We start from the raw sequence: 21,881 nt of genomic DNA on the forward strand, positions 1-21,881 counted from the left end.
ACCGCACTCTCCCGCTTCCCCCGCATGCGCCGCCTGGCGCTGGCCGCCGGCACGATGCTGGCCCTGGCCGCCGTGCTGCCCGCGCAGGCCGCCGACATCAAGCCGCGCCTGATCCGCTTCGGCTACGGCCTGGCGGAGAACAGCAACCAGGGCCGCGCGGTGAAGGTCTTCGCGGACGAGGTGCTCAAGCTCTCCGGCGGCAAGATGAAGGTGCGCGCCATCGGCGGCGCCGCGCTGGGCCCGGACACGCAGATGCAGCAGGCGCTGATCGGCGGGGCGCAGGAGATGATGGTGGGCTCGACCGCCACGCTGGTGGGCATCGCCAAGGAGATGGCGCTGTGGGACACGCCCTTCCTGGTCAACAACGTGCGCGAGGCCGATGCGCTGCTCGACGGTCCGGTCGGCGACAAGGTGCGCGGCAAGCTGGCCGAGAAGGGCATGGTGGGCCTGGCCTACTGGGAGAACGGCTTCCGCAACCTGACCAACAGCAAGCACGCGGTCACGAAGCTGGAGGACCTGAATGGCATCAAGCTGCGCGTGATGCAGAACAACGTGTTCCTGGACAGCTTCAAGCAGCTGGGCGCCAACGCGGTGCCGCTGCCGTACTCGGAGCTCTTCACCGCGCTGGAGACCAATGCGGTCGACGGCCAGGAGAACCCGTACAACACCATCCTGTCGGCCAAGTTCTACGAGGTGCAGAAGTACCTGACGGTCACGAACCACGTCTACAGCCCGTGGATCGTCACGGTGTCGAGGAAGTTCTGGGACGGCCTGTCCAAGGACGAGCAGAACGTGCTGCAGCAGGCCGCGATCAAGAGCCGCGACTTCGAGCGCAAGGACACCCGTGACGAGGCGGCCAAGGCCTTGGCCGAGCTCAAGGCCAAGGGCATGGTGGTCAACGAGCTCAGCCCCGCCGAGGCCGGCCGCATGCGCGACAAGCTGACCAAGGTGAACGCGGGCATCGCGACGCAGGTCGGCATGGACCTGTGGACCGAGACCCAGTCCCAGCTGACCAAGCTGCGCGGCGGGAAGTGACCGCGATCCGGGTGGCCGTCCGGCCGCCCGCCCAGGTGTCAGGCCCGGCTGCTTCGCCCGAGCGTCGGCGTCATGACACGCCGCCTCGGTGTTTTCCCCGCCCGCGTTTGCGTACGAATTCGCGGCGCGGACGCCGCATCCCGCGATCGAGTTAAGACACGACTGGTTACCGCCGCCTATCATCAAAAGCGCCTGCTGATGCGGGTTTCTTGACCGATTCGTGGTTCGGGGACTTGCCGGGGCGACTGATTTGTCCTTCGGGATCCTTGGCGGCGGCCGGTCGATGACCGGGCGCCGATGTCCAGCGGCTTGTGTGGGATCACGAATGCATCGACGACATCTGACCCTGGCGGGTCTGGCGTGGATGAGCGGCGCCAGCGCCGCCGGGCGCGCCACGCCGGCCAGCCTGATCACGGCACTGCCGCCGGTGGCGCCGGGCATGGCCCCGTCCGCCGGGCCGGCACAGGTGCCTGCGTCGCTGCGCCTGCTCAGCGAGGAGTTCCCGCCGGTGAACTTCAGCGAGGGCGGCCATCCGCGAGGGCTGGCGGTCGACATCGTCCAGGCCATCCAGCAGCGCCTGGGGCAATCGCTCCCCATCGAGTTCATGCCCTGGGCCCGTGCCTTCCGCGAGGCGCAGGACAACCAGCCCACCGCGCTCTTCGCCACCGCCCGCATCCCGGAGCGGGAGGCGCTCTTCCAATGGGTCGGGCCCATCGTCCAGTTCCAGAGCACCTTCTACGCGCGCGCCGACAGCCGGCTGCGGCTGCGCTCCCTGGAGGAGGCGCGGCGCCTGCAGAAGGTGCTGGTCGTGCGGGACTGGTACACGCTGGTCCAGCTGCAGAGCGCGGGCTTCCACAACCTGCAGCAGATCAGCGATCCGGTGCAGGGCGTGCGCATGCTGCAGGCGGGCCGCGCGCCGGTGTTCGCCGCCGAGAGGATCACCATGCCGCAGACCCTGGCCCAGGCCGGGCTGTCGCCCAAGGCGGTGAAGGCGCTCTTCAGCTTCGCCAGCAGCGACGGCTACATCGCCTTTTCCAGGAGCACGCCGGCGTCCACCGTCGCGGCCTGGCAGGCGCAGCTCGCCGAGCTCAAGCGCGACGGCAGCTTCGCGGCGCTGCACAAGCGCTGGTTCCCGACCGACACGGCCTCGCGGTAGGCTCCGGGGGCCGCGGGCCCTGAGCTCCCGCGCCTGGACCGCCATGCCGACTCCGCGACCGCGCCGCCGACCCGCCCTCCCTGGCCCCCTCGCTTCCGAGGCAACGAACGCCGGTTCGCCGGGCGCCGCCGCCCAGCCCGCCGCCCATCCCGCGGAAGCGCCGCGGTCCATCGACCTCGCGCTGCAGGGCGGCGGCTCGCACGGGGCCTTCACCTGGGGCGTGCTGGACGCGCTGCTCGAGGACGGCCGGCTGCGCATCGACGGGGTCTCCGGCACCAGCGCCGGCGCGATGAACGCCGCCGTCATGGCCAGCGGTTTCGCCAAGGGCGGGGCACTGGGCGCGCGCCAGGCGCTGTCGCGCTTCTGGCAGGACGTGTCCGGCGTGCCGGCCTGCTTCGGCGTCGTGGGCGCGATGGGCGAGGCGGGGAAGGGCGACCACCCGGGCGCGTCCGCCGGCATCCCCGGACCGGCGCCGGTGGAGATGCCCGCCTGGGTCTACAACCGCAGCGCCTGGCCCGGCTACGCCGCCTGGGACGCCTGGCTGCGCCTGTGGAGCCCCTACCAGCTGAACCCCTTCAACCTCGATCCGCTGCGGGACATCGTGCGCCGCCATGTCGACGTCGACGCGCTGCGCGAGGGCCCGATCCAGGTCTTCGTCACCGCGACCTCGGTGCGCACCGGTCAGCCGCGCGTGTTCAGCGGCGAGGACCTGGGCATCGAGGCGCTGATGGCCTCGGCCTGCCTGCCGCACGGCGCGCAGACGGTGGTCATCGACGACGAGCCCTTCTGGGACGGCGGCTACTCGGGCAATCCGGCGCTGTGGCCGCTGGTGTACGGGACCCAGTCCGACGACGTGCTGCTGGTGCAGATCAACCCGCGCGAGCACGCCGGCATCCCGCGCACCGCCGCCGAGATCGACGATCGCATCAACGAGATCACCTTCAACGCCAGCCTGGTGGCGGAGCTGCGCGCGATCGCCTTCGTGCAGCGGCTGCTGCGTGATCGGCGCGTCGATCCGACCCGCTACAAGCAGATGCGGCTGCACCGCGTGGCCGACGAGGACGGCCTGGCCCCGTTCGGGGCGTCGAGCAAGCTCAACACCGATCCCGGTCTGCTGACCACCCTGTTCGGGCTGGGGCGCCTCGCGGGCGAGAAGTGGCTCCAGACCTGTTCGGCCAAGGTCGGTCACGAGAGCTCGGTGGACATCGGCGAAGTCTTCCTGGCCAACCGCGTCCGCACCGGCGGTCGGGGCAAGCAGTTCTGACCCGCCGCCCGGACCCGTCAGGCCGGGTCCTGGCCGTCCGCGACGCGGCGGGTCGGGCGCGGGCCGGACCGCCGCGCCGGCGGCCGATCGGCGTCATCCGCCCTGGCGTCATCGGGCGCCTTGACTTGGTTCATATCTTTCGGTTATCATTTGTCCTTAAATGTCAGTCAAATTGATATGTTGACTGCCCTCGCACTACTCGCGGATCTCTGAATCCCGTCGCGGTGCAGGTTCGCCGCCGGGCCCGTCCCGGCTTCTCCGGCCGGTCTTCCGGCCCCATTGCCACGCCAGGCTCGCCGGGCGGCGCCCCTCGACCAGGCCCGCCGTCCGCGCTCCGAGTCCTCCAGCGGGCACTGGCCCTTGCTTCGCTTTCGCCGTGCCCGCTGGCAGCCCTTGAGGCCCGCCGGGGCCGCCGCGTGCCCCTCCCGGTTCCCTCCCGACGGCTGATGGCGTGACCGCCGCCGCGTTCGCGCGCGCCCGCGTCCTCCCGACGTCCGCGCGCAGACCGGCGACCCGTCCACCCCTGCACGAATGGAGTCACGGCACATGGCCAAGGGAATTCACATCGACCACGTCTTCAAGGTCTTCGGCGAGAAGCCGGCGCAAGCGCTGGCGCTGGTCCGAGAGGGTCTCGACAAGCAGGAGATCCTGGCCCGCACCGGCCAGTCGATCGGCGTCTTCGACGCCAGCTTCGAGATCCAGGCCGGGGAGATCTTCGTGATCATGGGCCTGTCGGGCTCCGGCAAGTCGACCCTGGTGCGGCTGCTCAATCGGCTCATCGAGCCGACCGCCGGTCGCATCGTCATCGACGGCGACGACATCAACGCCTATTCCGACGCCCAGCTGCGTACCCTGCGCCGCAAGGACTTCGGGATGGTGTTCCAGTCCTTCGCGCTGATGCCGCACATGACCGTGCGGGACAACACCGCCTTCGGCCTGGAGCTGGCCGGGGTCGGCCGCCGCGAGCGTCTGGCGCAAGCCGACCAGGCGCTGGCGCAGGTCGGCCTGGCCGGCTGGGGCGACAAGTACCCGGACGAGCTGTCCGGCGGCATGCAGCAGCGCGTGGGCCTGGCCCGGGCGCTGGCCTCCGATCCCGCCATCCTGCTGATGGACGAGGCCTTCTCGGCGCTCGATCCCATCATCCGCGCCGAGATGCAGGCCGAGCTGCTGCGCCTGCAGCAGGTGCGGCGCCGGACCATCGTGTTCATCTCGCATGACCTGGACGAGGCCATGCGCATCGGGGACCGGATCGCGATCATGAAGGACGGTCACGTGGTCCAGGTCGGCACGCCCCAGGAGATCCTGGACGCGCCGGCCGACGATTTCGTGCGCAGCTTCCTGAGCGCGGGCGACCGCTCCGCCTCGCCGCTGCGCCACCTGAACTGAAAGGACCCCGATGAACGACCTGATCCCACCGGTCGAGCTCGCCTCGTCCGACGCCGCCACCTCGGCGATGCAACTGACCCCGCCGGCCGCGCAGCCGCCCGGCCTGGATCCCTGGGAGGCGATGTCCGCCACGCCGGATCCCTCGACCTCGACGGCCTGGCTGGACGCGCCGGTCCAGTCCGCCGCGCATGCCGCGACCCAGGCCGCCGGCCATGCCGACGCGGCCGCCAGCGTCGACCTGCACCGCCTGATCGACGGCTCGCTGCCGATCGCCGCCTGGATCAATCACGGCCTGGGCTGGGTGGTCGAACAGGCGCGTCCCGCCTTCCAGTCGGCGCGTCTGCCCATCGACGCGACGCTCGCCTGGGCGCAGAGCCTGCTGACCGGTCTGCCGGCACTGCCGACCATCGGCGTCGTGGCGCTGCTGGCCTGGCAGCTCGCCGGCGCGCGCATCGCGATCGGCACCGCGCTGTCGCTGTTCATCGTGGCGATGCTGGGCATCTGGCCCGAGACCATGGTGACGCTGTCGCTGGTGCTGACCTCGCTGGTGTTCTGCGTGCTGATCGGCTTGCCGCTGGGCGTGCTGCTCGCGAGCAGCGAGCGCGCGCAGCGCCTGGTGCGGCCCGTGCTCGACGCGATGCAGACCACGCCGGCCTTCGTCTACCTGGTGCCGGTGGTGATGCTGTTCGGCATCGGCGACGTGCCGGGCGTGATCGTCACCATCGTCTTCGCGGTGGCGCCGCTGGCGCGCCTCACCAGCCTGGGCCTGCGCCAGGTGCGCGGCGATCTGGTCGAGGCGGCGCGCTCCTTCGGCGCCTCGCCCTGGCAGATGCTGGTCAAGGTGAAGCTGCCCCTGGCGATGCCTTCCATCATGGCCGGCATCAACCAGTCGCTGATGCTGTCGCTGTCGATGGTGGTGATCGCCTCGATGATCGCGGTCGGCGGTCTGGGTCAGATGGTGCTGCGCGGCATCGGCCGTCTGGACATGGGCCTGGCGACCATCGGCGGCGTCGGCATCGTGCTGCTGGCGGTGACGCTGGACCGGCTCACCCAGGCCATCGCCAAGCCGCGTCGCGGTGGCGAGCGCTGGTACCGCCGCGGTCCGGTGGGGCTGCTGCTCAAGCCGTTCTCGGGCGTCGGCCCGCGCGTGCTGACCGCCGCGCTGGTCGCGCTGGGCCTGGCCCCGCAGGCGCGCGCCGCCGACGTGGACCTGCCGCCGCAGGCGCAGGTCCAGTCGCAACCGCAATCGCAACCACAGGGCTCGGCCGCCTCGCCGGCGGAGACCGCGTCCCGGCCGCTGACCGAGGTCGAGGCGCCCGCCGCGCCCAAGGCCGCGGTGAACCCGCTGCCCGGTCGCGGCGTGACGGTGCAGCCGCTCAAGAGCTCGCTGGCCGAGGAGGCCTTCCAGACGCTGATCGTGTCCAAGGCGCTGGAGCAGCTCGGCTACCAGGTCAAGCCGATGAAGGACCTGGAGCCCGCCACGGAGCACCTGGCCATCGCCAACGGCGATGCCACCTTCATGGCCAGCCACTGGCGGCTGCTGCACGGCCAGTTCTACGCCAACAGCGGCGGCGACGCGAAGATGGCGCGCATGGGCGCCTACGCCGAGGGGGCGGTCCAGGGCTACCTGATCGACCGCAAGACGGCCGAGCAGTACCGCATCACCCGCATCGACCAGCTCAAGGATCCGGCGATCGCCAAGCTCTTCGACACCGACGGGGACGGCAAGGCCGATCTGACCGGCTGCAATCCGGGCTGGGGCTGCGAGCTCGCCATCGAGCACCACCTCGAGGCCTACGGCCTGCGCGGCAGCGTGACGCACCGCCAGGGCAGCTACGCGGCGCTGATGGCCGACACCATCGCCCGCTTCAAGGAAGGCAAGCCGGTGCTGTACTACACCTGGACCCCGTACTGGGTCAGCGCGGTGCTGCGCCCGGGCCGCGACGTGGTGTGGCTGCAGGTGCCGTTCTCCGCCTCGACGGACGGGGCGGACACGCGCCAGGCCAACGGGAAGAACTACGGTTTCCAGGCTGACCAGGAGGAGATCGTCGCCAACAGGGGCTTCCTGGAGAAGAACCCGGCCGCGGCCAGGCTGTTCACGCTGATGCGGCTGCCCATCGCCGACATCAACGCGCAGAACCTGCGCATGAGCGAGGGCGCGAACTCGGAACGCGACATCGAGCAGCACGCCGACGGCTGGATCCGCGCGCACCAGGCCGAGTTCGACGGCTGGCTGGATCAGGCGAGGGCGGCCGCGTCCCGCTGAGCGTTCGCCGGCACACCGAAGGCGGGGCGCGTCGGGGACGGCGTGCCGCCTTGCTTTCCTCGAACTGTGTCCACATGCAAGCCGACTGCCCGCGACGGGCGCGGCTTAACCGAATCGTCACGAGTCCCTCGGAACATCCGGGCCCGAACACGACGCGCGCACAGCGCGCACCTTCAGGCCAACCAGGGAGACTCCGAGATGCGATCCATCCTGCTTCTGACCGCCGTCGCGGCGGGCCTTGCCCATCACGGCGAGGCTGATGCCTTCGCCCAGGAAACGCACAAGCGCATCGCGATCGACGCGGTGCGCTACATGCAGCGCCACGCCGACACGACCCAGTACGCCAAGCTGCTGGCCGGCGTCACGCGCGCGGGCTACACCATCGACCAGTTCGCCGAGCAGCTCGGCCAGGGCGCCTACGACGTCGACGACTTCGCCGACACCTACCTCTGCGGCGCGGTCACCGGCGACTGCCAACTGGCGCCGGTGTGGGGGCTCGGGTCGGGCATCGTCAACTACACCTCGTACTGGCACTTCCAGAACCGCACGCAGGGACCGGACGCGCACGGCAACCCTTTCGGCGGCTACAACTACGCCAAGCTCACGGTCAAGGGCGACATCGACGACCTGGCCGCCTCCTGGCTGGTCGGCGACCACCTGGACGACGGCAAGGGCGGCATGAAGGGCTGGTTCGGCGACGGCAGCAAGTACAACACCTACGGCCTGACCGAGGCCAACTACCGCCAGGGCAGCACCTCGACGCCGTCCATGTACGCGGACTTCGAGACCATGCCCTTCCAGCCGGTCGACAACCTCGGCCAGTACTGGTGGTCGCAGTTCCTGGCGCGGCCGACGGTGCAGAGCCTGGGCTTCGTGATGCACACGACGGACCTGCTGCAGCCACATCACACCTGGACCACGTCGGCGCTGAACCACTCGGGGTGGGAGAGCTGGGTCAAGGATTACTACGACAGCGAGGCGCTGAACGACGACGCTCGCGTCACCGCGGCGCTGGGGAGCTACACGCCGCTGGCGCCGACGGCGACCGACATCCGGCCGCTGCTGCGACAGGGCGGGCAGATCTCGTACAGCCGCGGGGGGCAGGTCTTGTCCTCGACCGACCACGGCGTGCGCCGCGAGGTGGGCCGCGTCGTCGTGCCGCACGCGATCGCGATGGTCGTGCACCTGCTCAATCGCGCGGCCGAGCGGCTGTGAGGCGGACGCGAAGCGGGGCGCTGTCGTCGCCCTTGTCCGCCTTGGCGGCCAGGGCGTCCGCCCGGGCTCCGGCCTCAACCTCGGCCGCAATCCCGACCCGAGCTCGCGCGCGGGTCATGGCCGCGGCTGGCCAGTTCGGGATCGGGCTGGGCGTGGCGAGCCTCCTGGCGGCGCTCGTCCTGCCATCGCCCGTGCTGGGCGCGACGGAGAAGGGCGCGTCCACGACCGCCGCCAAGACGGCTGTCGACGCGAAGGCCTCATCGGCCTGGGTCGCACGCATGGGCGAGGACCTCATCCCGCGCCGGCCCGCCGAGGCCTTGCTGATGCTCGCCCGACGCGAGCAACCCGACATCACGCTGCCCGAGCTGACACGGCGGCTCGCGCTGGATCTGCTGCTGGGCGAGGCCGCGCGGCAGGAGGTCGGCGACGAGCAGCTCTTCTCGAGCCGGCGGGTCGGGTTCGCGCCCGAGGTCGAATGGCGCCGCCAATGGCTCGCGACCTTGCAGCAGGTCTGGCCCGACCGCATCGACCGCGCCTGGCGGGCGGCCTCGCCCGAAGTGCCGACGAGCCTCGACGCGAAGGCCTGGGCGGCGTGGTGGTCGACACCGACGTCCACCGGCCTGCGCATGGACGAGGACCTCGACGAGGCGCAGCGGGCCGAGGCCGGGCGCCTGGTGCTGCTGCGTCACCGCGCCTACGAGGACACCGCGGCGGGCGCGATCACGCTGGCTGACATCTGGCCGCTGCAGAACGTGCAGGGCCGGCGGCTGCTGCGCATGGGCGGGATCGAGTTCGCGCAGGCCCAGGCGCGCCAGCTGCTGCATGAGCGCTTCGTCGAGCGCTGGCTGCGCCGCGAGAGCGGCTGGAGCACCGCCGAACTGGACTTCGTGCGCCGCGCCATCGAGGCCCGGCAACGCAAGCTCGCGTGGGAGCGATGGCAAGGGCTGACGGCCGATCCGCACGGCGACGCGCCCGAACGCGATGCGCTCGCCGCCTCGGTGACGACGGAGGAGATCGCTGCCCACTACCGCGCGCATCCGGAGCGCTTCGAGCGGATCGAAGCCGTCGATGGCCTGCGACTGCGGTGCCCGAGCGCGGCCTGCGGCGAGGGGTCGCAGGTCGGTGGCGCCGCGGGCGACCTTCGAGGAGAGGCCGATGCCCGATCCGTGGCCTGGCGGGTGGGCGATCCGGCGCCGGCGTCGGAGCTCGACGCCTGGTCGCTCGATCTGCTGCGCGCGTGGCCGGTCGGTCCGGCGTCTCCGCCGATCCGGCATCCGGACGGGGCGGGCTGGGAGCGCGTGCAGACCTTGTCGGTCAAGCGGGGCCTTCATCCGGTGGACAGCGAGACCGTGCGCCACGAGGCGCGTCAGGCGCTGGCGCTGGACAAGCTCGAGCGCGCCTGGCAGCAGCGGCAGCGCAAGCTGCTGATGTCCGCCGGCCTGGTCTGGGCGCCGGGCGTCACGCCGCCGGCGAGCCCGTTCGAACCGGCGCTGCCGATCAAGAGCGACGAGGGCCATGCCCATGCGCATTGATCCGCGTGTCGGCGGGGCCGTGGCGGCGGGGGGGCTCGCGATCGCGCTGGCCGGATGGCTTGCCCTTGGCGATGGCGATGACCGAGGGGAGGGGGCCATGGTCATGGCTGCCGCCGCATCGGGCTCGCCGGTCGATGGCCCCGCGCCGAGCGCGAACGTGGCCGGGCCTGGCGTCGACGCGGCGGAGCAACGCGTTCCGACGCTCGAGGGCGTGACCGCCGTCGCGTCAGCGGCGCAGGAGGGCGCATCGATGCCGGCGTCGTCGTCGCCCGGGGGCGACGTGCCGGCCGCGTGGAGCCTGGCCGATGCGCGCGTCGCGGGCGATGACAGGACGCCGCCCCTCCGCCGTTCCGAGGCGGAGCCGGCGACGCCGGCCTGGCAGCTCGACGACCACCAGGCCTATGCGCGGCGCGAGCAGGACCGGCATCAGGCGGCCCAGCGCGCCTTCGTGGCCGCCGCGGAGCAGGCGCTGCCGGAGCTCGACCAGCAGATCGCGCGCGGCCGCGCCATGGGACTGTCGCCCGAGCAACTCGCCAAGGGCGAGGAGAAGCGGCGGCGCATCGCCGAGATGCAGGCCCGCCTGCGGGCGGGGCTCGCCGCGAGCGGCGCGACGCCCTGAGGGGCACGCGCACCACCAGCCGCCCTGGCGCGGCGTGCCTGTCGCGGATCCGTAGAACAATCACGGCCTCCCGATCGCCGAAGTGCCCGCCCGTGTCCCCCTGGCACGGCCACCTCGGCGCCGAGGCCCGGCATGACCGTCCTGGCCCCGGCTTCCGTCCCCGCTGCCGTTCCCGCTTCCGACCCTGCTGCCGCTTTCCATGAACGCCACCCGCCTCCGCGCCGACGTCCTGGCCGGACTGACGACCTCCTTCGCGCTCGTGCCCGAGTGCATCGCCTTCGCTCTGGTCGCCCACCTCAATCCGCTGATGGGGCTCTACGGCGCCTTCTTCATCTGCACGATCACGGCCCTCTTCGGCGGCCGGCCGGGGATGATGTCGGGCGCGGCGGGTTCGATGGCCGTGGTCATCGTGGCGCTCGTCGTCCAGCACGGGGTCGGCTACCTGCTCGCCACCGTGCTGCTGAGTGGTCTGATCATGGTGCTCTTCGGCCTGCTGCGGCTGGGCAAGCTGGTGCGCATGGTCCCGCATCCGGTGATGCTGGGCTTCGTCAACGGGCTGGCCATCGTCATCGCGATGGCGCAGCTGGAGCACTTCAAGCGCGACCACCACTGGCTCGGTGGTCCGGCGCTGTGGCTGATGGCGGGACTGGTCGCGCTGACCATGGCGGTCGTCTTCCTGCTGCCCCGGCTGACCCGCGCGGTGCCGCCGGCGCTGGTGGCCATCCTGGGCGTGGGCGTGCTGAGCAACGCGCTGGGCCTGCCCACGCGCACGCTGGGCGACATGGCCCACATCGCGGGCGGCCTGCCCAGCCTCGCGCTGCCCGACATCCCCTGGACGCTGGAGACGCTGCGCATCGTCGCGCCCTATGCGGTGCTGATGGCGATGGTGGGCCTGCTCGAGACGCTGCTCACGCTCAACCTGACCGACGAGATCACCCAGACCCGCGGCCGCACCAACCGCGAGTGCGTCGCGCTGGGCGTGGCCAATGTGGCCTCGGGCCTGGCCGGCGGCATGGGCGGCTGCGCCATGATCGGCCAGACCATGATCAACCTGAACTCGGGCGGCCGCGGCCGGCTCTCCGGCGTCGTCGCTGGCGTGCTGATCCTGATGTTCGTGCTCTTCCTCTCGCCCTGGATCGAGCGCATCCCGCTGGCGGCGCTGGTGGGCGTCATGTTCGTGGTCGCGATCGAGACCTTCGCCTGGGGCTCGCTCAAGGTGGTGGGCAAGGTGCCCCGGAACGACGTCCTCGTGATCGTCGCGGTCACCGTGATCACGGTGCTGACCGACCTCGCCGTCGCGGTGATGTGCGGCATCGTCATCGCCGCCCTGAACTTCGCCTGGCAGCACGCGCGCGAGCTCGAGGCCGATCACGACCTCGACGCCGACGGCGGCAAGCGCTACCGGGTGCGCGGGACGCTGTTCTTCGCCTCGGTGAAGCCCTTCCTGCAGCGCTTCGACGCGGCCGGCGACCCGACCCGGGTCACGCTGGACTGCCAGCACCTGAGCTTCGTCGACTACTCCGCCATCGAGGCCCTGCGCACGCTGCGCGAGCGCTACGCCAAGGCCGGCAAGCACCTGCACGTGGTGCATCTGTCCCCGCGCTGCAAGCAGCTGCTGCGCCGCGCCGGCCTGCATCCCGAGCTCGGGGACTGACGCGCGGCCGCGCTGGCGCGCCTGGACGGGACCAAGCCCGGAACGACGACGGGGCCCCGAAGGGCCCCGCGTCGAGGGGAAGGCGTGCCGTCGTTCAGGCGGGCCTCAGGCGGCCAGCAGGCCGTCGCGGACCTTGAACTTGGCGATGACCTCGGTCAGCGCCTGGGCCTGCTGACGCAGGCTCTCGGCCGCCGCGGCGCTTTCCTCGACCAGCGCGGCGTTCTGCTGGGTGCCGCGGTCGATCGAGGCCACCGCCTCGTTGACCTGCACGATGCCGCTGCTCTGCTGCTCGGTGGAGGCGCTGATCTCGCCCATCAGATCGGTGACCTTGCGCACCTGGCTCATGATCTCGCCCATCGTGCGGCCGGCCTCGGCCACCAGCGCGCCGCCGGCGTCGACCTTCTCCACGCTGTCCGAGATCAGGGTCTTGATCTCCTTGGCCGCCTGCGCCGAGCGCTGCGCCAGCGCGCGCACCTCGCCGGCCACGACCGCGAAGCCGCGGCCCTGCTCGCCGGCGCGGGCGGCTTCCACCGCCGCGTTCAGCGCGAGGATGTTGGTCTGGAAGGCGATGCCGTCGATGACGCCGATGATGTCGTGGATGCGCTTGCTGGAGCCGTTGATCTCCTCCATCGTCGTGATCACGCGGTTCACCACGTCACCGCCCTGGCCCGCGACCTGCGCCGCCTGGTTGGCCAGGCCGGTGGCCTTGCGGGACGATTCCGTGTTGACCTGCACCGTGGCGGTCATCTGCGCCATCGAGGACGCGGTCTCCTGCAGCGCGCTGGCCTGGGTCTCGGTGCGGTTGGACAGGTCGTGGTTGCCGCTGGCGATCTGGGTGGACGCCGTGGCGATGCCGTCGGCGGCCTGCCGCACGCTGGTCACCATGGTCGACAGGTTGCCGCTCATGGACTTGAGCGCGCCCAGCAGCTGGCTCAGCTCGTCGCGCCCGGCCACGTCGATGTCCTCGCGCAGGTCGCCGTCGGCGACCGACTTGGCCAGCTTGATCGCGCGGTTCAGCGGACGGGTCACGGCGCCGCTGATCAGCCAGCCCAGCACGCCGGCCATCGCGGCGGCGGCCAGGGCCGCGGCGATCAGCAGCGACCGGTCGGTCGTGAACAGCTCGGTCGCCTCGCGGGTCTCGGTGGCGGAGCGGTCATCCTCGTAGCGGATGAACTCGCCGGTGGCCGTCAGCAGCTGCGCCAGCAGCGGGCGGCACTCGTTGTTCATCTTCGTGACGGCTTCCTCGCGCTTGTTGTCCATCGCCAGACCGACGATGGCCTCGGCGACGGCGCCGTACTTCTGCTCGATGCCGTCGAGCTTCTCGTAGAGCGTGCGGTCCTGCGCGGTGGTGTCCAGACCGCCGGTCAGGTCGGTCTTGAGCTTGGACAGGGAGTCCTTGACCTGCTTGTGCGAGGCCATGACGGCGTCGTACTCCATCTTGCGGTCGGACTCGGTGGTGACCAGCACCAGGTTGCGCGCCGCGATGGCCCGCGACTTGGCCGCCGATTCCAGCGCGATCACCAGGCGCTCGCGCTTGGCGACGCCGTTGAGGTAGCTCTCGAAACGGGTGTTGGACTGGTCCAGCCAGTGCAGCGCGGCGCCGGAGACGGCCGCCACGATCACCGCCATGACGCCGAAACCCAGCCACAGCTTGGTCTTCACCTTGAAGGTCGAGAAGTTCATGTCGTTCCCCCTGCTTGCCGTTCTCACGCCCCGCGGACGGGCCTTCCGTCGCGGTGACCAGATATTGGGCGACCGCGACGAAGTTCTCAATGCCGGACGGGCTTGGCCCGCCGTGCGCGTGCGCTGAACCCGGTGTGCGGATTTCGCCTACAAACCGGCCCCGGCGTACCGTACGGTGGACGGTTCTCCCTCTCAGCGAGCCCCGGCTGGCAGTCGCGACCCCGCCACGACGGACGCCGGAATCGGCGATGCCCGGTTCAAACCGGGCGTCCACAAGATTGAGGATGAAGCGGGCGCGGCGCGTGGCGCGGCCGCCTCACCGGGCGTCGCGGGAGCCGCCCCGAGGGCCCTCAGGCCCCGAAGGCATGGGCCACGCCGGCCACCTCGCGCTCGAAGATCATGCGTTCGCGCTGCACCGCCTGACGGGCCGGGAGGGACAGGTCCAGATAGAGCTCGTACTGGCGCATGAGCTCGGTCGCGCCGGCGAAGACCTGGTCCACCTGGTCGGGCTTGAAGTAGCACTCCTCGGGCAGCGCGTAGTCGCGCGCCGCACCCACGTCCAGCGCGAAGACGCAGCAGTCGCGCATCAGCGCCTCGCGCGCCAGGCGGTCCTTGCCGGGGAAGTTGCCCAGGTCGATGAAGAGCTTGCTGCGGCCCAGCGCCTCGTAGACCTGCGCCCGCGTCAGGCCGCGGATCAGGTGCACCTTGCAGCCCTCGATCTCGCGCTCCAGCCGCGCCGCGATGGCGCCCACGTCGTAGACCACCTTGTGATTGGCGTTGAGCGCGATGTCCGTCTTGGCCGAGCGCTCGAAGACCGGTTCGCCCTCGACCGGCACCGGCTTGCCCGGCGTGTAGTCCGACAGCGGCAGGGTGCGCAGGCACCCCAGCGCGCGGATCACGTCGTGCGCATAGCTCGACTGGTAGGTGTGCAGCACCCGCTCGCTGCGCAGCAGGTTCATGTTGATCTTGTTGACCGACAGGTACTCGAAGGCGTTGTCGATGCTCAGCCACCAGACCAGGGGCGTGCAGGGCTGGAAGTAGCGCAGCCAGTGCACATAGGTCTCCGCCAGCACCACGCAGGTGTCCGGCGTCATGGCGATCTCCTCGGCCAGCCGGACCTGGTACTTGGCGTAGTCGGCCACCGTGTTGGGCCGCGGCTGCAGCTTCAGCGCGGTGCCCGCGGTCAGGCCGTTGCGGCGGAACAGGTCGTCCACCGCCGGCAGGTCCGTCGGCAGCACGTACCAGACGCGGGCGTCGTGGCCCTGGCGGATCAGCGAGTCGGACAGCTGGTGCAGCGCCTCCGGGCCGCCGGTCTGCACGCCGTGGGGAATCAGGATGACGATCTGCTTCTTGGCGTTCATCGCGGGCTTTCGGGGGAGGAGGCCGGCGCGGCGGCCGGCGAGATCGGGGGGGATGCGCCGTCGGCGGCGGTCAGCCGGGCCAGGCGCTCGCGCAGGCGCTGCGCGGCGGCCGGGGCGACGGCGTCCAGGCCGGGCAGCAGGTAGCCGCTGCGGCTCCTGACGATGCGGTCGGAGAGGTGGTCCAGCAGGAAGTCCGGCGCCTCGCGGTAGACGCTGGGCAGGTGGAAGATCCCGTGGAAGCCGAAGGTGGGGAAGGGCACGGCGGGGAACTCGACCGAGAAGTGCTGCGCGATCGCCTTGGGCGCGAAGCGGCAGCCGGCCTGCTCCAGCACCGGCCGCATCGTGCGGCAGATGAAGAGGTCCTCGGCCTCGGTCGGGTCCGGGTAGTCCAGTTGCGCGACCGCGTGGACCAGGCGCCTGGAGCGCCACGAGAAGCCGCCGTTGCCCACCTCGTTGTCGGGGTAGTTGGGCCAGGGCGCGCCGATGTAGTCGTAGTGCAGGAAGTGCGGCGAGAACTGGTCGGCGTTGAGCACGAAGCCGTCGTACTGGATCACCAGCACGTGATCGGCGCTCAGGTGCCCGGCGAGCTCGCGCGTGATCAGCAGGTTGTACTCGGTGATCGAGCGCAGCGTCGGCACCGGGATCACCGGCAGGCCGGGCCAGAGCTCGGGCCGGTCGGAATAGATCAGCACTTGGCTGAAGGGCAGCCCCTGCGCCTCCATCAGCCGCATGCTGTGCAGCAGCGCCTGGCGCGCCAGCACATGCAGGTCGGTGTCGACGATGGCGACGGCCAGGCTGGGCTTGGCGGCCATCACATCAGGTCCAGCAGCTGCTTCGTGACCGTCGCCCAGGAGAAGCGCTGCGCCAGGCGCTGGCGCGCGGCCTCGCGGCGGCCGGCCGGCGGCAGGCGGTGCTCGACCACCTGCAGCATGGCCTCGCGCAGATCCTCCAGATCCGGCACGACGAAGGCGCCTACCGGCTGCGGCGCGTCGGCGTCGGTGCCGGGGCGGCTGTGCAGGCGATGGCAGAGCTCGGGCGGGGTGAAATCGTCGGTGGCGCCGCCGCCGCTGACGATCACGTGCGTGCCGCAGCCCATGGCCTCGAGCACCGGCAGGTTGAAGCCCTCGGCGCGGTAGGGGGAGAGGTAGGCGTCGGACAGCGCGTAGAGCGAGCGCAGCTGCGGCAGGTTCAGGCTGGTCGACAGCACCGAGATCCCGTCCCGCACCTGCGGCGTGTTGAGCTGCGGCGCGCGGGTGGCCATCTCGGCGAAGACGCGATCCACGCCGATCCCATACAGGCCCTGGTGGTCCTTGAGGATCAGCCGCACCGGCAGGCCCTGCAGGCGCAGCTCGGCGAAGGCCAGCAGGATCAGGTCGATGCCCTTGTTCCAGGTGGCGACGCCGACGTTGGTGAAGACGGTCTCGTGCGGCTGCAGGCCCAGCGCGGCGCGGGCGGCCTGGCGCTGCTCGGCCGTCATCGGGAAGAAGGTGTCGGTCTTGTAGCCGTGCGGGACCACGTGGACCTTGTCCGCGTCGAAGCCGTGGTCCACCAGCCGGGCCTTGGACCAGCGCGTCGGCGTGACGACGAAGTCATCGCCCTGGGTCAGCGCGGCGGGCGGCATCTCGGGCGGATCGAAGCTCTTGCCGGACAGGCCGAACTCGGTGACCACGAAGGTCGCGTTGCGCCGCGCCGCGGCCATGTCGCCCAGTCGGACCGGGGAGGCGATGCGCAGGCGCACGTCCACGACCTGGTCGCCGGGATCGGGCAGGGCGTCGATGACGGCGCGCTCCTCGGGGGCGAAGCCGGAATCCAGCTTGTTCTTGTCCCAGTGGGGCAGGAAGAAGGGCGCGTCGCGGTGGAACAGCTGGAAGCGCGGGTCCTTCGCCATCTCCAGGATCTGGTTCTGGTTGACCATCGCGATGGAGTGGTTCACCCCCCGCCAGCCCTCGATGCACAGTGTTTTCAACGCGGAATCCCCTTTTGACGCTCCGGCCGCGCGCCCGGAGCCGGGGCGGCCATCCCATCGATGTCCGGCCGATTGTGTCGCGGCCGGCGGGCCGACCATCTTCGGATAAGGGGGACAGGCCCGGCCAACTCCGGGCCGGGCGGGGGGGCCGTCAGGGGGCGAGGGCCCGCCCGGGGGCTCAGATCAGCGCCGCGGCGCCGTCGTCCTCGCCGAGCTTGCGCATCGTCGCGTGGATCGCCGCGAGCGCGGCGTGGTGGACGTGGGTGCCGTCGTCCGAGGCGGCCGTGCCCGAGGCCGCGGCCGCGGCGGTGCTGCCCGAGGCGGTCGACGCGTGGGACGCGTCCGCCAGCACCGACGCGGTCGGCGCCGCCAGCACGTCGGAGGCGGCGATGTGCGCCTTGGCCTCGGTCGCGCTGGCGGTGCCGCTGGCCGTCGCGCCGTCGCCGGTCGACTTCGAGAACCAGACGTCGCCCATCTGGTGGGTGACGCCGTCGGCCGTCTTGTAGCCGGAGATCAGGCCGATCACGTTGCCGTGGTCGATCGTCGAGCTGGCCTTGGCGTTCAGGTCCAGCTCGACGATGCCCAGCTCGGCCAGGGTCTTGAGCTCGCCCGTCTCGGTCTTGCCGTCGCCGTTGGCGTCGACCCAGACCCGCAGCTGGCTGAAGTTGGCGTCCAGCGCATTGAGCGCGTGGTCGCCGTTGGTGTCCATCGCGGCCATGGCCTCGTAGCCGTTGGCCGCGTGCTTGCCGTTGGCCAGGACGGTGCCGGTGCCGAAGAGCTCCGCGCCCGAGTCGATCTGGCCGTTGCCGTTGATGTCCCGCGCCAGCAGCCCGTTGCCGCCCGCCATCCAGCCCCATTGCTGGGCCTGGCCGGTGTTGTTCATGTCGAAGCTGACCCCGTGCTCCGCCGACACCGTGCCCAGCCCGTGGCCGTCCAGGTTCAGCATGATGGGCGTGGCCAAGAACAGCGCGTCCAGCTGCTTGCCCGACATCGCGTGCAGCGCGTCCGTCGAGAAGGACAGCACCTGGTCCATGTTCAGCGCCGCCAGGTCGCGGGTCTCGAAGCCCACCACCGCGTCGCTGGTGATCGCGTGGATCTGGTCCAGCGTCAGCGCCTTGGCCTGGTCGCGGCTGAGCGCGGCCAGCTCGTCGCTGGACATGGTGGAGAAGCCCTCGGACGAGATCGCCGCCAGCTGCGCCGTGGTCAGCGCCATCACCTGTTGGCTGTCCATCGCGGCGATGGCGTCGCTGCTCAGCGCCGCGATCGAGGCGTTGTTCAGGCCGTGCAGCACCTGCGTGCTCAGGCCGTGGATCTGGTCCGAGCCCAGGCTGGCGAAGACGTCCGTGGACAGCGCGTTCAGCGTCGTCGTGGTCAGCACGTGGAAGGCGCCGGAGCTCAGCGCCATGTAGTCCTCGGAACCGAAGCCCGAGAGCTGCGTCGTCGTCATCTCGACCAGCTGGGTGCTGGTCATCGCATGGACCTGGTCGGTGGTCAGGGCGGCGAAGTCGCCCACGCTCATGATCCGGATCGCGCTGCCGCGCAGCAGGGCGAAGTCCTGCGACTCGATCGCCGCGATCTGGTCCGTGCTCCAGGCCAGCACCTGCACATTGGTCACGCCCAGCATCTGCGCGGTGGTCAGCGCCTGGATCTGGTCCGTGGTCATGGCCGCGGCCTGCTGGTAGGTCAGGTTGCCGACCTGATCGGCCCGCAGCGCGGCGACCTGGTCGACCGTCAGCAGCGCGATCTGGTCGGAGCTCAACGCCCGCAGCGCGGTGGAGTGCAGCACCGCCAGGTCCTGGGTCTCGATCGCGTTCAGGTGGGCCGCGTCGAAGGCCGCCAGCTGCGACGAGCGCAGCGCCGCGAACTGCGCCGTGGTCAGCGCCGCGATGGCGTCGGTGGACAGCGCCTCCAGCTGCAGCGAGTTCAGCGCCGCCATCTGCTTGGGCGACAGCGCCGCGATCTGCGCCAGGTCCAGCGCGCCGAACTGGTCGCTGCTCATGCCGATGATGGCGCCCGTCCCCAGGCTGGCCAGCTGGCTGGTGCTGAGGTGGTCGATCTGGTCGGCGGTCAGGCCCAGCAGCTGCCTGGAGCTCAGCGCCGCGAGCTGCGCGTTGCTCAGCGCCGCGACGGCGTCGCCGGTGAGGGCGCCCAGCTGGGTCGAGCTCAGGCCCAGCAGCGCGCGGGTGTTCAGGCCGACGACGTCGGCCACCTCCAGGTTGGCGAGCTGGTCGGTGCTCAGCGCCGCCAGCTGCTTCGACGAGAAGACGGCGAACTGCGAGGAGTCCAGCGCGTTCAGGTCGGCCTGCTGAAGCCCGGCCATCTGGGCCGTGGTCAGCGAGGCCACCTGGTTGGTGCGCAGCGCCGCGAACTGCTCCGGCACCAGGCCGTTGAGCTGGTCCGTGGTCAGGGCCTGCAGCGCCTGCACGGTCAGGCCGCGCACGCCGTCGGTGGACATGGCGTCGATCTGCGACGGCGTCAGCGCCGCCACCTGGCCGGTCGACAGCAGCGAGGTCTGGCTGCTGCCGAAGGCGCCCACCTGCTCGCGGCTCAGCGCGTGCACCTGGGCCGTGCTCAGCATGATCAGGTAGCCCGGCTTGACGGCGGCCAGCAGGTCGGGGGTCAGCGCGCCGATCTCGTCGGTGGAGATCGCCGCCAGCTGGTAGGAGGTCAACGCCGCGAAGTGCTGCGAGCCCAGCGCGTTCAGCGTGTCGTGGTCCAGGCTGCGGACCTGGGCCGTGGTCAGCGCCGCGAGCTGCGCGTCGCGCATCTGCGCCACGCCGGTGGGGCCGAGCGCGTCCAGCTGGGTGCTCGACAGGCCGCGGATGGCCAGCGTCGTGATGCCTTGCAGCGCGGCCGCGCTGAGCGACTGCAGCTGGCTGTCCGTCAGGCCGCTGATCTGCAGCGTGCTCAGCACGCTGGTCTGCTGCGAGGTCATCGCGCCCACCAGCGAGACGTCCAGCGCCTGCACCTGCTGGCTGCTCAGCGAGCGGATCACCGTCGCCGACAGGGCACCGAAGTCCTCGGCCTGCAGGTGCGCGACCTGGTCGGTGGTCAGCCCGCGGAACTGCTGCGAGCTCATCGCGGCGAACTGCGCCGTGGTCAGGGTGTTCAGCTCGTCGAAGGACAGGGCCGACAGCTGGCCGGTGGTCAGCGCGCGCACCTGGTTGCTGGTCAGCGCGGTGAGCTGGTCCGAGGTCAGCATCTCCAGCTGCGCCTGCGACAGCGTCGCGATCACGCGGGTGGACAGCGCCTGGATGGCCGACGGGGTCAGCGCGGCGAGCTGGGCGTCGGTCAGGTGGCTCAGCTGCAGCGTGCCCAGGGCGCCGGTCTGCGTGCTGGACAGGGCCGCCATCTGGTCCGGATCCAGCGACGCGAGCTGCGCCGCGGTCAGGCCCTTGAGCGCGATGCTGCTCAGCGCGGCCAGGTCGTCGGTGCTCAGCGAGTGGAACTGCGCCGTGCTCAGCGAGGCGAGCTGGCCCGAGGTCAACGCCGCGATCTGGGTGGTCGAGAAGGCCGCCAGGTCGTCGGTGCCGAAGGCGGCCAGCTGGCGCGTGGTGATGGCCGCGACCTGGATGGTCTTGAGCGCGCCGAGCTGGTCGGGGCTCATGGCCGCCAGCACCTCGGGCTTCAGGCCGGCCAGGGCCATGCTGCTCAGCGAGCGCAGCTCGTCGGTGCTGAACGACGGCAGCTGGCCCGAGTTCAGGCCGATCAGCTGGGTCGAGGTCAGGCTGGCGACCTGGGTGGACGTCAGCGCGTCCAGCTGGTCCGAGCTCAATACCGACAGCTGGGTCGAGTCCAGGGTGCGGATGCCCTTGGTGCCGATGACGGCCAGGTCCTGGCCCTCCAGCGCGGCCACCTGCGTGGTGTTCAGCGACTTGATCTGCAGCGTGCCGACGGCGGCGAACTGGTCCGTCGTCAGCGCGATCAGGGCGTCGGTGCCCAGCGTGCGGAACTGCTGGCTGGTCATCGCGCCGACCTGCTGGCTGGACAGCGACTGCACCGCGTCCGAGGACAGGTGCGAGACCGCCTCGGTGCTCAGGCCGCGCACGGCGGCGGTGGTCAGCGCCTGCAGCGCGGTGGTGGTCAGCGAACTCAGCTGGTCGCCGTTCAGGCCGCGGGTCTGGTTGCCGCGCAGGGCGCCGATCTGGTCGGTGCTCAGCGCGTTGAGCTGGTCGCTGCTCAGCGCGCCGATCTGGATCGTGTTGAGCACCTGCATCGAGGCGGTGCTCAGCACGCCCACCTCGTCGGTGGTCAGCAGCTGGATCTGCTGGCTGCCCAGGCCCCGGATCTGCACCGAGGACATGGCCGCGACCTGCTGGCTGTCCAGCGCGCTGAACTGGTCGCTGGTCATGCGGCGCAGCCGATCCACCGTCAGCGCGGGCATCTGGTCGGAGCTCAGCGCGTGGATCTGGTCGGTGGTCAGCACCGCCAGCGCGTTGGTCGTCAGGGTGCGCAGCGCCGCGGTGTTCAGCGCCTGGATGTCGGCCGTCTCCATCGCCGACAGATGGCCCGAGGCCATGAAGCTGAGCTGGCGCGCGTTCAGCGAGGCCACCTGCAGCGTGGTCAGCGCCACCACCTGATCGGCGCTCAGCAATGCCCACTGCGCCCCCGTCAGCGTCGCGAGCTGGGCGGTGGTGAGCGCGGCGATCTGATCGGGGGTGAGCGATCCGACGTCGAAGGTGGCCATCTGTGGAACGAGTACTTCGGAGAGAACTTCCGGGAGGAAACCTGAGGTCTGTCGTCT

13 protein-coding genes and 2 pseudogenes are annotated in these 21,881 nt (G+C 71.0%); 10 read left to right on the forward strand and 5 right to left on the reverse strand.

Annotated elements, in window-relative coordinates; genetic code table 11:
• The first annotated feature begins 24 nt into the window (after positions 1–24).
• From MCHT01_RS18515 to MCHT01_RS18560, 10 genes and pseudogenes are all read left to right on the forward strand, one after another.
• A complete protein-coding gene (locus MCHT01_RS18515) occupies positions 25–1,035 on the forward strand; it encodes a TRAP transporter substrate-binding protein (RefSeq protein WP_067067252.1) in 1,011 nt (336 codons plus the stop codon).
• A 325-nt stretch (positions 1,036–1,360) separates the two neighbouring features.
• On the forward strand, positions 1,361–2,191 hold the full coding sequence (locus MCHT01_RS18520) for a substrate-binding periplasmic protein (protein ID WP_067067224.1): 831 nt from the start codon (positions 1,361–1,363) through the stop codon (positions 2,189–2,191).
• Between the two features lie 43 nt (positions 2,192–2,234).
• Positions 2,235–3,455, forward strand: a complete 1,221-nt coding sequence (locus MCHT01_RS18525; RefSeq protein ID WP_084452942.1) for a patatin-like phospholipase family protein — start codon at positions 2,235–2,237, stop codon at positions 3,453–3,455.
• Between the two features lie 546 nt (positions 3,456–4,001).
• Positions 4,002–4,817: pseudogene (locus MCHT01_RS18530) on the forward strand (quaternary amine ABC transporter ATP-binding protein); the annotation flags it as partial.
• A 34-nt stretch (positions 4,818–4,851) separates the two neighbouring features.
• Positions 4,852–5,964: pseudogene (gene proW, locus MCHT01_RS18535) on the forward strand (glycine betaine/L-proline ABC transporter permease ProW); the annotation flags it as partial.
• A gap of 174 nt (positions 5,965–6,138) precedes the next feature.
• Positions 6,139–7,107 carry a glycine betaine/L-proline ABC transporter substrate-binding protein ProX gene (gene proX / locus MCHT01_RS18540; protein WP_067067256.1) on the forward strand — a complete coding sequence of 323 codons (969 nt, stop codon included), beginning with the start codon at positions 6,139–6,141 and terminating at the stop codon, positions 7,105–7,107.
• Between the two features lie 198 nt (positions 7,108–7,305).
• On the forward strand, positions 7,306–8,322 hold the full coding sequence (locus tag MCHT01_RS18545; RefSeq protein WP_067067226.1) for a phospholipase C/P1 nuclease family protein: 1,017 nt from the start codon (positions 7,306–7,308) through the stop codon (positions 8,320–8,322).
• Positions 8,323–8,438: 116 nt separating this feature from the next.
• A complete protein-coding gene (locus tag MCHT01_RS18550; protein WP_067067228.1) occupies positions 8,439–9,854 on the forward strand; it encodes a hypothetical protein in 1,416 nt (471 codons plus the stop codon).
• A complete protein-coding gene (locus tag MCHT01_RS18555) occupies positions 9,844–10,473 on the forward strand; it encodes a hypothetical protein (protein ID WP_148661606.1) in 630 nt (209 codons plus the stop codon). The genes MCHT01_RS18550 and MCHT01_RS18555 overlap by 11 nt, the downstream gene beginning before the upstream one ends.
• 199 nt (positions 10,474–10,672) lie before the next feature.
• Entirely contained in the window at positions 10,673–12,127 is a 1,455-nt protein-coding gene (locus MCHT01_RS18560; RefSeq protein ID WP_067067231.1) for a SulP family inorganic anion transporter, read from the forward strand.
• A gap of 105 nt (positions 12,128–12,232) precedes the next feature.
• Here the strand turns inward: MCHT01_RS18560 and MCHT01_RS18565 are convergent, their stop codons facing one another.
• From MCHT01_RS18565 to MCHT01_RS18585, 5 genes are all read right to left on the reverse strand, one after another.
• Complete coding sequence (locus MCHT01_RS18565; RefSeq protein ID WP_067067233.1) at positions 12,233–13,810, reverse strand: methyl-accepting chemotaxis protein; 1,578 nt, start codon at positions 13,808–13,810, stop codon at positions 12,233–12,235.
• 350 nt (positions 13,811–14,160) lie between these two features.
• Positions 14,161–15,171 carry a hypothetical protein gene (locus tag MCHT01_RS18570; protein ID WP_067067235.1) on the reverse strand — a complete coding sequence of 337 codons (1,011 nt, stop codon included), beginning with the start codon at positions 15,169–15,171 and terminating at the stop codon, positions 14,161–14,163.
• Positions 15,168–15,983 (reverse strand): DUF5672 family protein, encoded by an 816-nt coding sequence (locus MCHT01_RS18575; RefSeq protein WP_067067237.1) that lies wholly within the window; start codon positions 15,981–15,983, stop codon positions 15,168–15,170. The genes MCHT01_RS18570 and MCHT01_RS18575 overlap by 4 nt, the downstream gene beginning before the upstream one ends.
• Positions 15,983–17,104 (reverse strand): glycosyltransferase, encoded by a 1,122-nt coding sequence (locus MCHT01_RS18580; protein ID WP_067067239.1) that lies wholly within the window; start codon positions 17,102–17,104, stop codon positions 15,983–15,985. The genes MCHT01_RS18575 and MCHT01_RS18580 overlap by 1 nt, the downstream gene beginning before the upstream one ends.
• A 211-nt stretch (positions 17,105–17,315) precedes the next feature.
• Positions 17,316–21,824 carry an SPM autocatalytic domain-containing protein gene (locus MCHT01_RS18585; protein WP_067067241.1) on the reverse strand — a complete coding sequence of 1,503 codons (4,509 nt, stop codon included), beginning with the start codon at positions 21,822–21,824 and terminating at the stop codon, positions 17,316–17,318.
• Positions 21,825–21,881 lie beyond the last annotated feature (57 nt).

This window comes from Mitsuaria chitosanitabida ATCC BAA-476 = NBRC 102408, assembly GCF_001598255.1.
GTDB lineage: Bacteria > Pseudomonadota > Gammaproteobacteria > Burkholderiales > Burkholderiaceae_C > Roseateles > Roseateles chitosanitabidus.

Excerpts from the sequence above, each read along its gene's own strand:
- MCHT01_RS18555 (WP_148661606.1), top strand. The coding sequence starts at position 9,844 with ATGCGCATTGATCCGCGTGTCGGCGGGGCCGTGGCGGCGGGGGGGCTC.
- MCHT01_RS18525 (WP_084452942.1), top strand. The coding sequence starts at position 2,235 with ATGCCGACTCCGCGACCGCGCCGCCGACCCGCCCTCCCTGGCCCCCTC.
- MCHT01_RS18550 (WP_067067228.1), top strand. The coding sequence starts at position 8,439 with ATGGCCGCGGCTGGCCAGTTCGGGATCGGGCTGGGCGTGGCGAGCCTC.
- MCHT01_RS18545 (WP_067067226.1), top strand. The coding sequence starts at position 7,306 with ATGCGATCCATCCTGCTTCTGACCGCCGTCGCGGCGGGCCTTGCCCAT.
- MCHT01_RS18585 (WP_067067241.1), bottom strand. The coding sequence starts at position 21,824 with ATGGCCACCTTCGACGTCGGATCGCTCACCCCCGATCAGATCGCCGCG.
- MCHT01_RS18565 (WP_067067233.1), bottom strand. The coding sequence starts at position 13,810 with ATGAACTTCTCGACCTTCAAGGTGAAGACCAAGCTGTGGCTGGGTTTC.
- MCHT01_RS18575 (WP_067067237.1), bottom strand. The coding sequence starts at position 15,983 with ATGGCCGCCAAGCCCAGCCTGGCCGTCGCCATCGTCGACACCGACCTG.
- MCHT01_RS18570 (WP_067067235.1), bottom strand. The coding sequence starts at position 15,171 with ATGAACGCCAAGAAGCAGATCGTCATCCTGATTCCCCACGGCGTGCAG.
- MCHT01_RS18515 (WP_067067252.1), top strand. The coding sequence starts at position 25 with ATGCGCCGCCTGGCGCTGGCCGCCGGCACGATGCTGGCCCTGGCCGCC.
- MCHT01_RS18520 (WP_067067224.1), top strand. The coding sequence starts at position 1,361 with ATGCATCGACGACATCTGACCCTGGCGGGTCTGGCGTGGATGAGCGGC.
- MCHT01_RS18560 (WP_067067231.1), top strand. The coding sequence starts at position 10,673 with ATGAACGCCACCCGCCTCCGCGCCGACGTCCTGGCCGGACTGACGACC.